A 12,626-nucleotide genomic window follows, 5' to 3' on the forward strand; every position below is an offset into this window, starting at 1 on the left:
CACCTCAAGGAATGTGCACAGGGCAAAGCCAAATGAGTAGGTGGAAGAGGAATGTCGGCGATCGCCGACGGATGTGGTCATCGATTGTTTGAACGGACGCCTTTGGAGCGAAGGAAGGCGTAAAGGGGACTTGGGTGTGGCTTAGTTTGGCGAACACGCCCAAGTCGCTGGAAGCCTCCACCTCTAAGCGAAGCGTAGGTGGCGGGCAGTTCATCGTCTGAAAACACCGTCCTCCGCCCGAAAAATGGGAAGAGCGCTGATCGCATGGGCGGGCGGCGGTCCGGAAAGCGAAGAAAGAAAGGAGGAAACAAAAATGGCAGGACGGAAAGGCGGACGCGGCAAACGCCGCAAAGTATGCTACTTCACGGCGAATAACATTACGCATATCGACTACAAAGATGTCGATTTGCTGAAAAAATTCATCTCTGAACGCGGAAAAATTTTGCCGCGCCGCGTAACGGGAACGAGCGCAAAATATCAACGCAAACTGACGGTAGCGATCAAGCGCGCGCGTCAAATGGCGCTCTTGCCGTACGTTGCGGATGAATGAGCCGGAAAAGGGCAGTAAGGGGAACCTTACTGCTTTTTTTATATCTGGTCAAGAAAGGGGAACATTCCTTGCGAAACACGCATGTTCTCACCGAGGCGGCGATCGAGCTTGCGCTGTTTGCCGTTTTGTTTTTGCTTGCGCTGTACGTGCCGGTCATCGGGATCGTTGCTACTCTGTTTTTGGCGCTTCCGTTTATGGTGTTCACGATGCGCCACGGATGGATTCCTGCTATGTTGCTGCTGGCGGCGGCTCTTGTCGTCTCCGGTTTGATCGGTTCGCTTCTGGCGCTGCCGATGGCGTTGATATTCGGCACGTTTGGCATCGCGGTTGGCGCGCTGCTTTCCAAACAGAGAAACCGATACGTTGTTCTTCTTGTCGGTACGTTTGTATTTTTGCTCAATATCGTCCTTGATTACATCATCTCGATTCAGTTTTTGCACGTCGATCTGATCCAAGATACGCTTGCGCTCGTGCGTGAATCGTTTGACACCGCGATGCGTCTCATGGAAGGGATGGGGCAAGCGCCATCTTTGGAGATGCAAAGGCAGATCGAACAAGGACTGAAGCTGATCGGCTATATGATTCCGACGCTGTTTGTCATCGCGGCGTTGGCGCTTTCGTATGTGACGATCATCGTTTCGCTGCCAGTGATGAAAAGGCTAAAGCTGCCGGTCGGTTCATGGCCGCCGTTTCGTGAGTTGACGTGGCCCAAAAGCGTGCTATGGATTTATGTTGTCGTCCTCCTTCTCTCCTTGTTTCCGCTGGAAGAAGGATCGTTTGCCTATATGGCGGTGCTAAATGTATCGTATGTGTTACACCTAGCCATGATCGTGCAAGGTTTTTCGTTTTTGTACGCTGTTGCCTACAAAAAAGGAATCGCCAAAGGCGTGGTGGTAGCGGGGACGGTCCTTTGCTTATTCCTGCCTTTTCTACTTTATCTTGTGGCGATATTCGGTATAATTGATTTAGGATTTGATTTGCGCCGCCGCATATGATAATTGGATAAGGTGAGTCATTTCTTCCGAAGTAGGAGCTGACTTGAATGCATTTTTATGAAAGGAAAGCGTATCGCTATCCGCTTTATGCGTTGGCCGCCATGGCGGTGCTAATGGCGATTGGCCTGTTTTATTTCCAATGGCTGATCGGGCTGGTCGCCCTTCTCGGCATTGGATTCGTCCTGTACAGCGTCATCTGGTCGCAGCGCTCTTTGTATCAAGAGCTGGAACATTATATTTCCAATTTATCGCACCGCGTTAAAAAGGTCGGGGAAGAAGCGCTCATGCAAATGCCGGTCGGCATTATGCTTGTGAGTGAAGACGGCGAGATCGAATGGTCCAATCGCTTTCTGGCCGCCTGCTTCAAAGAGCAGACGTTAGTCGGCCGCTCTCTCGCTGAACTGTCCGAGCCGTTGGCCGCTTTCGTCAAAAGAGGAAAAACGGACGAAGAGATCTTTGAGTTTCATGGAAAGCGGCTCAAGGTGCTCATTCGCCGCTCTGAACGGCTTCTTTACTTTTTTGACGTCACCGAGCATATGGAATTGAAGCAAAAATACGAGGCGGAACGCTTGGTGCTCGCCATTATTTTTCTCGACAATTATGATGAAATTACGCAAGGGATGGACGATCAAGCGAAAAGCCAACTGAACAGCCTTGTCACTTCTGTGCTGAATCGGTGGGCCAATGATTATGGCATCTTTTTAAAGCGGACATCGTCCGACCGGTTTATTGCGGTGTTGAATGAGCAGATCTTGAGCCGATTGGAAAAAAGCAAATTTTCCATCCTTGATGAAGTGAGAGAACAGACGGCGAAGCATCATGTTCAGCTGACGCTGAGCATCGGCATCGGCGCCGGTGTGTCTCCGCTTCCTGAACTTGGCGCGCTCGCGCAATCAAGCCTCGATTTGGCGCTTGGGCGCGGCGGCGACCAAGTGGCGATTAAGCAAGGAACCGGGAAAGTGAAATTTTACGGCGGCAAAACGAATCCGATGGAAAAACGGACGCGCGTCCGCGCCCGCGTCATCTCCCATGCGCTTCGCGAATTGATCGTTGCAAGCGACAAAGTGCTCATCATGGGCCACAAGTATCCGGATATGGACGCGCTTGGGGCGGCCATCGGCATTTTAAAAGTCGTTCAATCGAACCAAAAGGAAGGATTTATCGTCATTGACCCGGCGAAAACGGATGCTGGGGTGCAGCGGCTGCTCGAGGAAATGAAAAAGCAGGCCGATTTATGGTCAAGGTGCTTGAAGCCGGAGCAGGCGCTCGAGTTGGTGACAGATGATACGCTGCTCATTGTCGTGGATACCCATCGGCCGTCGCTTGTCATTGAGGAGCGGTTGCTGTACCGCACCGACCACATTGTCATCATTGACCACCATCGCCGCGGGGAAGAGTTTATCGAGGCGCCGCTGCTCGTCTATATGGAGCCATACGCTTCCTCAACGTCCGAGCTCGTTACCGAACTCTTGGAGTATCAACCGCGGCGCATGAAGTTGTCGATGTTGGAAGCTACCGCTTTGCTTGCCGGCATTGTTGTCGATACAAAAAGCTTTACGCTCCGTACCGGCTCGCGGACGTTTGACGCGGCCTCGTACTTGCGCTCCCAAGGAGCAGACACGGTGCTCGTGCAAAAGCTGCTGCGGGAAAGCATCGCCAATTACGTCAAACGCGCCAAACTGATTGAACGGGCCGCCATCGATGAGCGCGGCATTGCCATTGCCAGTGGGGACGAACATGAGGTGCACGATCAAGTGTTGATCGCGCAAACGGCTGATACGCTCCTGACATTGAGCGGTGTCGTCGCTTCGTTCGTCATTTCCAAGCGGGCGGATGGAACGGTCGGCATCAGCGCCCGCTCGCTTGGCGATGTCAATGTGCAATTGATCATGGAGCGGCTCGGCGGAGGCGGGCATTTAACGAACGCTGCCGCCCAGCTGTCTGATGTGACGGTCGAAGAGGCGGAGCGGCAGCTGCGTGAGGCGATTCATGACTATTTTGAGGGGGGGAAGCCATCATGAAAGTCATTTTTCTAAAAGATGTGAAAGGAAAAGGGAAAAAAGGCGAAATCAAAGACGTAGCTGACGGTTATGCGAACAACTTTTTGTTCAAACAAGGGCTCGCTATTGAAGCGACCCCGGCCAATATTAAAGCGCTCGAAGCACAAAAGCAAAAAGAGCGTCGCCAAGCTGCGGAAGAGCTGGCCAATGCCAAAAAACTGAAAGAAACGCTCGAAAAACTGACGGTGGAAATCGCGGCGAAAGCGGGCGAGGGCGGCCGCTTATTTGGCTCGATCACAAGCAAACAGATCGTCGAGGCGCTTTACGATCAACATGGCGTAAAGCTTGATAAGCGAAAAATGGAACTTGCTGACGCCATTCGTTCCCTCGGTTATACGAATGTGCCAGTAAGGCTTCATCCGGAAGTGACAGCCACGTTGAAAGTGCACGTCACCGAGCAAAAATAACAGCTGTTGTCGGATGCCCCCGCCCGCTGCGGCGGGGTTCCTTGCTTCTCAGCTTTGAAGGTTTGGCGTGGAATGAAAAACACGGGGGAAAAGGTGGTGAAACCGATGAGCGAACTGTTTTCCGAACGAATTCCTCCGCAAAGCATCGAAGCCGAGCAGGCTGTGCTTGGCGCCGTATTTTTGGATCCTACCGCACTGACGCTCGCCTCCGAACGATTGATTCCCGAAGATTTTTACCGTGCGGCACACCAAAAAATTTTTCATGCCATGCTCCGGGTGGCCGATAAAGGCGAGCCGGTTGATTTAGTGACGGTGACGGCGGAACTCGCCGCCTCCGAGCAGCTTGAGGAAGTGGGCGGCGTTTCGTATTTAAGCGAGCTGGCGGATTCGGTGCCGACGGCGGCCAACGTCGAATATTACGCCCGCATTGTTGAAGAGAAATCGGTGCTTCGCCGCCTCATCCGCACGGCGACATCGATCGCCCAAGACGGATACACCCGCGAAGATGAGATTGACATCCTGCTCGACGAGGCGGAACGAAAAATTATGGAAGTTTCCCAACGGAAACATTCCGGTGGTTTTAAAACGATTCGCGATATTCTCGTTCAGACCTATGACAATATTGAAATGCTCCACAATCGGAACGGGGATATCACCGGCATCCCGACGGGGTTTACCGAACTGGACCGGATGACGTCCGGTTTTCAGCGCAGCGATTTGATTATCGTCGCTGCCCGGCCGTCAGTCGGAAAAACCGCGTTTGCCTTGAATATCGCGCAAAATGTCGCAACAAAAACAAACGAAAACGTGGCGATTTTCAGCTTGGAAATGAGCGCCCAGCAGCTTGTGATGCGGATGCTTTGCGCCGAAGGCAACATCAACGCACAAAGCTTGCGCACGGGCAAGCTGACGCCGGAAGATTGGGGCAAGTTGACGATGGCGATGGGCAGCTTATCCAATGCCGGCATTTACATCGACGATACGCCGAGCATCCGCGTCAGCGACATTCGCGCCAAATGCCGTCGACTGAAACAAGAAAGCGGCCTTGGCATGATTGTCATTGACTATTTGCAGCTCATTCAAGGAAGCGGACGCAATCGGGAAAACCGCCAACAGGAAGTATCGGAAATTTCCCGTTCGTTAAAGGCGCTCGCCCGTGAACTTGAGGTGCCGATCATCGCCTTGTCGCAGCTGTCGCGGAGCGTAGAGCAGCGCCAAGATAAGCGGCCGATGATGTCCGATATTCGCGAATCGGGAAGCATTGAGCAGGATGCGGATATTGTCGCCTTTTTGTACCGCGACGACTACTATAACAAAGATTCAGAGCATAAAAACATCATTGAAATCATCATCGCCAAACAGCGGAACGGTCCAGTCGGAACGGTGCAGCTCGCCTTTATTAAAGAGTACAACAAATTTGTCAACTTAGAACGCCGCTTCGATGAGGCGCACATTCCGCCCGGAGCGTAACGGTGTGCAGCCGGCGGTTGCCTCTGATGCTGCCGTGCCTGCGCAACGTCGCCTTGTCGATGCCTCCAGTGAATCATTGACGAATAAAACAAGATAAGGATGTTTTGAATGTTCGTGTTTCATTGACTTTGCGGCTGAAAACTGATACACTGACAATGTTCAGACCGAGGAAAACTGGAGGTGCTCGCCATGTCGTCAGTCGTTGTTGTCGGCACGCAATGGGGCGATGAAGGGAAAGGAAAAATTACGGATTTTTTATCGGAAAACGCAGAGGTCATTGCCCGATACCAAGGGGGAAACAACGCCGGGCACACGATCGTGTTCAATGGAGAGAAGTATAAGCTGCATTTGATCCCATCGGGCATTTTCTATAAAGATAAAATTTGTGTCATCGGCAACGGGATGGTCGTCGACCCGAAGGCGCTCGTCGCCGAGCTTTCGTACTTGCACGAGCGCGGTGTTGCGACCGACAACTTGCGCATCAGCAACCGCGCCCACGTCATTTTGCCGTACCACTTGAAGCTGGACGAGCTGGAAGAAGAGCGGAAAGGCGCGAACAAAATCGGCACGACGAAAAAAGGAATCGGGCCGGCATACATGGACAAAGCGGCCCGGGTTGGCATCCGTATCGTTGACTTGCTTGACCGCGAGGTGTTTGCCGAAAAGTTGGCTCGCAATTTGGAAGAGAAAAACGTGCTGTTTGAAAAGGTATACGGAGTGGAAGGCTTCCGGCTGGAAGACATTTTCGAACAATACTACGAGTACGGCCAACAAATCGCTACGTACGTCTGCGACACCTCGGTCGTATTGAACAACGCCTTGGATGAAGGGCGCCGCGTCTTGTTTGAAGGGGCGCAAGGTGTCATGCTCGATATCGACCAGGGCACCTATCCGTTTGTCACATCGTCGAACCCGGTCGCCGGCGGGGTGACGATCGGTGCTGGCGTCGGCCCGACGAAGATCAAACATGTCGTTGGAGTGGCAAAAGCGTACACGACGCGCGTCGGTGACGGGCCGTTTCCGACGGAATTGCACGATGAAATCGGCGATCGCATTCGCGAAGTCGGCCGCGAGTACGGGACGACGACCGGTCGGCCGCGCCGCGTCGGCTGGTTTGACAGCGTCGTCGTCCGCCATGCCCGCCGGGTGAGCGGCATTACCGACTTGTCGCTCAACTCGATCGACGTGTTGACCGGCATCGAAACGTTGAAAATTTGCGTTGCCTATCGTTACCGCGGCCAAGTGCTTGAAGAGTTTCCTGCAAGCTTAAAAGTGTTGGCCGAATGCGAACCAATTTATGAGGAGCTGCCTGGTTGGACAGAGGATATTACCGGCGTGAAAAGCCTTGATGAATTGCCGGCGAACGCCCGCCATTATGTCGAGCGCATTTCCCAGCTCACCGGCATTCCGCTTTCGATTTTCTCCGTCGGTCCCGATCGCTCGCAAACGAATGTCGTTCGCAGCGTCTACGCGTAAACAGCGGCAGCAGACCATAGGAAAAACAGGCATAGATGCATGGCGTCTATGCCTGTTTCGTCATTGGGCGGCAAAACGACAGCGCAATTTCGCTCGACTCCTCAAAATGGCAGCCGGCAACGGATGATTTCATGGTCATAACATGGTAAATTAGTAATGATAGCATTCCATCGCAAAAGGAAGGATGTGTGCGAGATGGAAAAACGCATTTTAGTCGTCGACGATGAAAAACCGATTGCCGATATTTTGCAATTTAACTTACAAAAAGAAGGATATGAAGTCATTTGCGCCTACGACGGCGAAGAGGCGCTGCAAAAAGTCGAAGAAACGATGCCGGACTTGATTTTATTGGATATTATGCTGCCGTTAAAAGACGGCATGGAAGTCTGCCGCGAAGTGCGGAAAAAATATGACATGCCGATTATTATGCTGACGGCGAAAGATTCCGAGATTGATAAAGTGCTCGGGTTGGAGCTCGGCGCGGACGATTATGTGACCAAGCCGTTCAGCACACGCGAGCTCCTCGCGCGGGTGAAGGCGAACTTGCGCCGCCATGCGCAAACAGCCGCGCAAGAAGGAGAGGGAAGCGAAACGAATGAAATTGCCATCGGCCCGCTCGTCATTCGCCCGGACGCCTATGCCGTACAGAAGCGGGGCGAAACGATTGAACTGACCCATCGCGAATTTGAGCTTCTCCACTATTTAGCCAGACACATTGGACAAGTCATGACGCGCGAACATCTGCTGCAAACTGTCTGGGGTTACGACTATTACGGCGATGTGCGCACGGTCGATGTGACGGTAAGGCGGTTGCGGGAAAAAATTGAAGACAATCCATCGCACCCGAATTGGATCGTCACCCGCCGCGGGGTCGGTTACTATTTGCGCAACCCGGAACAGGAGTCATGAACGAACATGAAAAAAGTTGGGCCGTTTCGTTCCATTCATTTTAAGTTTGTCATCATTTATGTGCTGTTAATTCTCGTCGCCATGCAAATTATCGGCGTCTACTTCGTCCGTAAATTGGAAACCGAACTCGTGCAAAACTTTAAAAACTCGTTGAATGAGCGGGTGACGCTGCTCGCTTATAATATCGAGCAGGCGATGAATCGGGAGCGGGATGAGAATAGCCCGACATTAGAAGAAGACATCCGCTCGCTTCTTCATGACTTCGTTTCTCAAGACATTTCCGAAGTGCAAGTGATCGATGACAAAGGAAAAGTGCTGGCGACGTCCAACCCATATACGCAAAACATCGTCGGAAAGCGGACAACGCAAATTTATATCAAGCGGTCGCTGATTACTGGGGAAATGGTTGATCAAATGATGCTCGATCAAAAGACGGGCCATCGCATGTATATTTCCTCGACACCGATCAAAACGAGCGGGGAAATTAAGGGCGTTATTTACGTCATCGCTTCGATGGAAAACGTCTTTTCGCAAATGCGGCAAATCAATATGATTTTGGCGACCGGAACGGGGATCGCTCTCGCCATTACCGCCGTGCTCGGCATTTTTTTGTCGCGCACGATCACTCGCCCGATTTCCGATATGCGCCGGCAAGCACTGGCGATGACAAGAGGAGACTTCTCCCGCAAAGTCAAAGTGTACGGCTACGATGAGATCGGCCAATTGGCGATGACGTTCAACAATTTGACGAAAAAATTGCAAGAAGCGCAGGCGACCACCGAAGGGGAGCGGCGCAAGCTCGAGTCAGTGTTGACGCATATGACCGATGGCGTGATCGCGACCGACCGCCGGGGGCGCGTCATTCTCATTAACGATGCCGCGCTAAACATTTTGAATGTTTCACGTGAAACAGTGCTGTCCAGTTCGATCGTTGACGTGCTCGGCCTTGCCGACCAGTATACGTTTGAAACGCTGCTCGAGGAGCGCGATTCGCTCATTTTAGATTTCAGCACGGATGAGGAACTGTACATTTTGCGCGCATCGTTGTCGGTGATTCAAAAAGAGGGCGGATTTGTCAACGGATTGATCGTCGTTTTGCACGACATTACCGAACAGGAAAAAATCGACCGCGAGCGGCGGCAGTTTGTCGCCAACGTGTCGCATGAATTGCGCACACCGCTCACGACGATGAAAAGCTATTTAGAAGCGCTCGCTGACGGCGCTTGGCAAGATAAAGACATCGCTCCAAGGTTCATTCAAGTCGTGCAAAATGAAACCGAGCGGATGATCCGGCTCGTCAACGATTTGCTTCATCTGTCCAAGCTCGACAGCAAAGACTACAAGCTCAAGAAAACATGGATCAATTTTTCAGCCTATTTTCATAAAGTCATTGACCGGTTTGAGCTGACGAAAAGCGACAACATCCGGTTCGTCCGCAAAATTCCCCGTGAGGCGATTTTTATTGAAGTGGATGAGGACAAAATTACGCAAGTGTTGGACAACATCATTTCCAACGCGTTGAAATACTCTCCTCAAGGCGGGACGATTACGTTCCGCGTGCGCCAGCTAGCTGATGAAATCATCGTTAGCGTTAGCGACGAAGGGGTCGGCATTCCGAAGGCTGACTTAGGCAAAATATTTGAACGTTTTTACCGCGTTGATAAGGCGCGGTCGCGCAAACTGGGCGGGACCGGCCTCGGGCTGGCCATTGCCAAAGAAGTCGTCGTAGCCCATGGCGGAACCATTTGGGCGGAAAGCAAAGAACATAAAGGAACGACGATTTACTTTACATTGCCGGTAGAACGAGAACAAAAGGATGACTGGGACGATGTATGAAACGATCAAAACCATCGTGTTGACGGCGCTCGTATTCATCAGCGTGATGCTGACGTTTGCTTTATGGACATACCACCCAAGATACGACGTGTTGCAAAGCAGCGATGAATACATTCAACACGTCTCCGTAAGCAATACGCAAGTGGACACGGCAATGGTTGTGCAGCCGGAACAAATGCTGATTCATAAAAACGGGATCCACTATGCGGTCGTGAAAGAAGAGGAAAAAAATGAAGCGTTAAAAGAGATCAGAAAATGGTCGCTTGATGACTTCGAAGATATTTCTTCTTCTGTCCCACAAGGGAAGTTTTTATCGTTTTTAAGCGGCAAGGAGCGGCTAGAAGTCATTTATCCCGACGAAGTGCCGATGGATATTTACCGCTTGATTTTTACGATTGAAGACAAAAAAACGGAAGGATTGGCGTTTGACCGTCTCGTTGTTCCGCTTGGCGGAAAGAACGAGTTTCCTGTATACTTTATCGCGACCGATAAGCGGAAAATTTACCGGGCGACCGCCACCGACGCTTCGCTATCCGTCATCAACCGGCTGGCGAGGGAGGCGAACCGTTTTCCTCGGTATTTCGCCTACCCGATCAGTGAAATGAAGCAACTTTATTTGCCGGAAAACGAAGTGACGTTGAACAGCCTGCAATATTATACAGATGAGCTGGACGCTGATAAGTTTAAAGAGGCGCTGTTTAGCGACCCCAGCTTCGTCAAAAAAGATCTCATTCCGTTCGGTGAAGAGTATACGGATGGATCAAGGCTGATGGATGTTGATTTTCTGCAACGCATGCTTTTATACGTCAATCCGGCGGCGCGCGTCTCAAACAGCGGGCAGACAGAGCCGGAAACCCATCTCATTCAAAAAAGCATTGAATTTGTCAACGAACATGGCGGCTGGACGGATCTGTACCATTTCGCCCGCTGGAACGAAGAAGATCGGAAAGTCGTGTTCCAGCTCGTTGTCAACGGCTATCCGGTTTTTAACGATTATGGCATGTCTGAAATTGTGGAAACGTGGGGGGCGAGCGATTTAATGAAGTATCAACGCCCGCTCTTTCGCTTAGAAATCGCTGACCGTAGCCGCACGCCGAAAACGCTGCCGTCCGGCCGCGAAGCCGTCAAACAGCTCGAACAAATGAAAGGCGTCCGCCGGTCGCTGATCAAAAATATCGTCATCGGCTATGAGCTCGTGAAAGATCCCGATCGGGAAAAAGTGATCCGCCTTGAACCAGCATGGTTTTATTTATACGGGCAAACGTGGAAAAAGGTGGCACCGAGCGGAACGGAACGAGGAGGGGAAGCGCATGGATTGGAGTAAAACGAAGACCATTTTTATCATCGTCTTCCTCGTTCTCGACTGCTTTTTAGGCTATCAATTTATGGAAAAACGAAGCAGCAGCCAGCTGGACGTCATTTTAGAAACGACGATTGAAGAGCAGCTTGAGGCCAATGGCATTACGTATGTCGAGCTGCCGAAAGAAGTGACGAAGGCGGCGTATGTCAGCGGCAAAAGTCGTCAATTCACCGAGGCCGATGTGAAAAAGTTGCCGAGCCAAAAAGTGAAAATCGAAGGAAAAACAAAAATCAAAGGAACATTTACCCGTCCGCTTGTTTTGCCGGTCGATGACCCGTATCGACTGCGCGAGTTTTTGCAGCATTACATGGTCAACGGGGGACAGTATGCCTTTTGGTCGTTCAATGAAAATGAAGGGACAGTTATCTGTTATCAAGTGTACGACGGCAAAATGATTTATGGCAACGAAAACAGCAAGCTGGTCATCCATGTAAACAAAAAGCAGGAAGCATTGTCCTATGAACAGACGATGTTGGACGACTTGGAAAAATATGAACGAAAACAAGACATCGTCCCAGCGATCAAGGCGCTTGAAACGCTGTATCGAAAAGGGTATTTGCAGCCGGGGGACCGCGTCACTAAGGTCGAACTCGGCTATTACGGACTTGTCCAATTCACCGCCTCTCAAGTATTGACACCGACATGGCATATTGTCGTCAATCGCAAGGAAGATTATTTCGTCAACGCCTTTGAAGGACAAGTCATCAATGACCAAGGAAATGTTTTGGAGTGAAAACGAACATGACGATGCGATTTAGCGTACTGGCAAGCGGCAGCACCGGCAACGCCTTTTATGTGGAAACGGATCGCCAGCGTCTGCTTGTCGATGCCGGTTTGAGCGGCAAACAACTGGAGGCGCTGTTTGCGCAAATCGGCCGCCACCCAAGCGAACTGCATGCGCTTCTTGTCACCCATGAACATAGCGATCACATTAAGGGGCTTGGCGTCTTAGCGCGCAAATATCGCTTGCCGATCTTTGCCAATGAAAAAACATGGCGAGCGATGGAGGCGGCGATCGGGGAAATCCCGAGTGAACAAAAGTTCGTTTTTCCGCTCGGCGCGGTAAAGACGTTCGGCGATCTTGATGTAGAATCATTCGGTGTTTCCCACGACGCTGCCGAGCCGATGTTTTACGTCTTCCATTGCGGCGGAAAAAAACTCGCCTTGCTCACCGACACCGGTTATGTGAGCGAGCGGATGAAAAAGACAGTGGAGAACGCCGACGTGTTCGTGTTTGAAAGCAACCATGACATCGGCATGTTGCGAATGGGAAGGTATCCGTGGAACGTCAAGCGCCGCATTTTAAGCGATGTCGGCCACATTTCGAACGAGGAGGCGGGCTTGGCGTTGGCCGATGTGATCGGCGACCGGACGAAGCGAATTTATTTGGCCCATCTGAGCCAAGACAACAATATGAAGGAGCTGGCGCGCATGACCGTAGCGCAAACACTGGAACAAAAAGGCCTCGCGGTCGGCGGCCGCTTTCATCTGTACGATACCGATCCGCATCAGGCGACCGCGCTCGCTTGCGTCTAATGGCGGTGCGGCTTTGGCTGCGCAACG

11 protein-coding genes are annotated in these 12,626 nt (G+C 51.6%); all 11 read left to right on the forward strand.

Annotated features, from left to right (window positions below):
- Positions 1-313: 313 nt before the first annotated feature.
- The 11 genes from rpsR to B4113_RS15880 all read left to right on the forward strand — a co-directional run bounded on the left by rpsR (position 314) and on the right by B4113_RS15880 (position 12,599).
- Entirely contained in the window at positions 314-550 is a 237-nt protein-coding gene (rpsR, locus tag B4113_RS15830; protein ID WP_008880812.1) for a 30S ribosomal protein S18, read from the forward strand.
- A 68-nt stretch (positions 551-618) separates the two neighbouring features.
- Positions 619-1,545 carry a YybS family protein gene (locus B4113_RS15835; RefSeq protein WP_033842773.1) on the forward strand — a complete coding sequence of 309 codons (927 nt, stop codon included), beginning with the start codon at positions 619-621 and terminating at the stop codon, positions 1,543-1,545.
- A 47-nt stretch (positions 1,546-1,592) separates the two neighbouring features.
- Positions 1,593-3,566 carry a DHH family phosphoesterase gene (locus tag B4113_RS15840; RefSeq protein ID WP_033842774.1) on the forward strand — a complete coding sequence of 658 codons (1,974 nt, stop codon included), beginning with the start codon at positions 1,593-1,595 and terminating at the stop codon, positions 3,564-3,566.
- Positions 3,563-4,012, forward strand: coding sequence for a 50S ribosomal protein L9 (rplI, locus tag B4113_RS15845; RefSeq protein WP_033842777.1), 450 nt, complete (start codon positions 3,563-3,565; stop codon positions 4,010-4,012). The genes B4113_RS15840 and rplI overlap by 4 nt, the downstream gene beginning before the upstream one ends.
- 105 nt (positions 4,013-4,117) lie before the next feature.
- Entirely contained in the window at positions 4,118-5,482 is a 1,365-nt protein-coding gene (gene dnaB, locus B4113_RS15850) for a replicative DNA helicase (protein ID WP_033844731.1), read from the forward strand.
- A gap of 189 nt (positions 5,483-5,671) precedes the next feature.
- Entirely contained in the window at positions 5,672-6,958 is a 1,287-nt protein-coding gene (locus tag B4113_RS15855; protein ID WP_033017903.1) for an adenylosuccinate synthase, read from the forward strand.
- A 195-nt stretch (positions 6,959-7,153) separates the two neighbouring features.
- Positions 7,154-7,867, forward strand: coding sequence for a response regulator YycF (gene yycF / locus B4113_RS15860; RefSeq protein WP_061912659.1), 714 nt, complete (start codon positions 7,154-7,156; stop codon positions 7,865-7,867).
- Between the two features lie 6 nt (positions 7,868-7,873).
- The gene (gene walK, locus B4113_RS15865; RefSeq protein WP_061912660.1) at positions 7,874-9,703 is read left to right on the forward strand and encodes a cell wall metabolism sensor histidine kinase WalK; all 1,830 of its coding nucleotides are present in this window, start codon (positions 7,874-7,876) and stop codon (positions 9,701-9,703) included.
- Positions 9,696-11,027, forward strand: a complete 1,332-nt coding sequence (locus B4113_RS15870; protein ID WP_061912661.1) for a YycH family regulatory protein — start codon at positions 9,696-9,698, stop codon at positions 11,025-11,027. The genes walK and B4113_RS15870 overlap by 8 nt, the downstream gene beginning before the upstream one ends.
- On the forward strand, positions 11,014-11,796 hold the full coding sequence (locus B4113_RS15875) for a two-component system regulatory protein YycI (protein WP_061912662.1): 783 nt from the start codon (positions 11,014-11,016) through the stop codon (positions 11,794-11,796). The genes B4113_RS15870 and B4113_RS15875 overlap by 14 nt, the downstream gene beginning before the upstream one ends.
- 8 nt (positions 11,797-11,804) lie before the next feature.
- Entirely contained in the window at positions 11,805-12,599 is a 795-nt protein-coding gene (locus B4113_RS15880) for an MBL fold metallo-hydrolase (RefSeq protein WP_061912678.1), read from the forward strand.
- Positions 12,600-12,626 lie beyond the last annotated feature (27 nt).

Origin of the sequence: Geobacillus sp. B4113_201601 (assembly GCF_001587475.1) — a bacterium.
Taxonomy (GTDB): Bacteria; Bacillota; Bacilli; order Bacillales; family Anoxybacillaceae; genus Geobacillus; species Geobacillus icigianus.

Coding starts and splice junctions, on each gene's coding strand:
- rpsR (WP_008880812.1), top strand. CDS start 314: ATGGCAGGACGGAAAGGCGGACGCGGCAAACGCCGCAAAGTATGCTAC.
- dnaB (WP_033844731.1), top strand. CDS start 4,118: ATGAGCGAACTGTTTTCCGAACGAATTCCTCCGCAAAGCATCGAAGCC.
- B4113_RS15870 (WP_061912661.1), top strand. CDS start 9,696: ATGTATGAAACGATCAAAACCATCGTGTTGACGGCGCTCGTATTCATC.
- B4113_RS15855 (WP_033017903.1), top strand. CDS start 5,672: ATGTCGTCAGTCGTTGTTGTCGGCACGCAATGGGGCGATGAAGGGAAA.
- B4113_RS15880 (WP_061912678.1), top strand. CDS start 11,805: ATGACGATGCGATTTAGCGTACTGGCAAGCGGCAGCACCGGCAACGCC.
- rplI (WP_033842777.1), top strand. CDS start 3,563: ATGAAAGTCATTTTTCTAAAAGATGTGAAAGGAAAAGGGAAAAAAGGC.
- yycF (WP_061912659.1), top strand. CDS start 7,154: ATGGAAAAACGCATTTTAGTCGTCGACGATGAAAAACCGATTGCCGAT.
- B4113_RS15875 (WP_061912662.1), top strand. CDS start 11,014: ATGGATTGGAGTAAAACGAAGACCATTTTTATCATCGTCTTCCTCGTT.
- walK (WP_061912660.1), top strand. CDS start 7,874: ATGAAAAAAGTTGGGCCGTTTCGTTCCATTCATTTTAAGTTTGTCATC.
- B4113_RS15840 (WP_033842774.1), top strand. CDS start 1,593: ATGCATTTTTATGAAAGGAAAGCGTATCGCTATCCGCTTTATGCGTTG.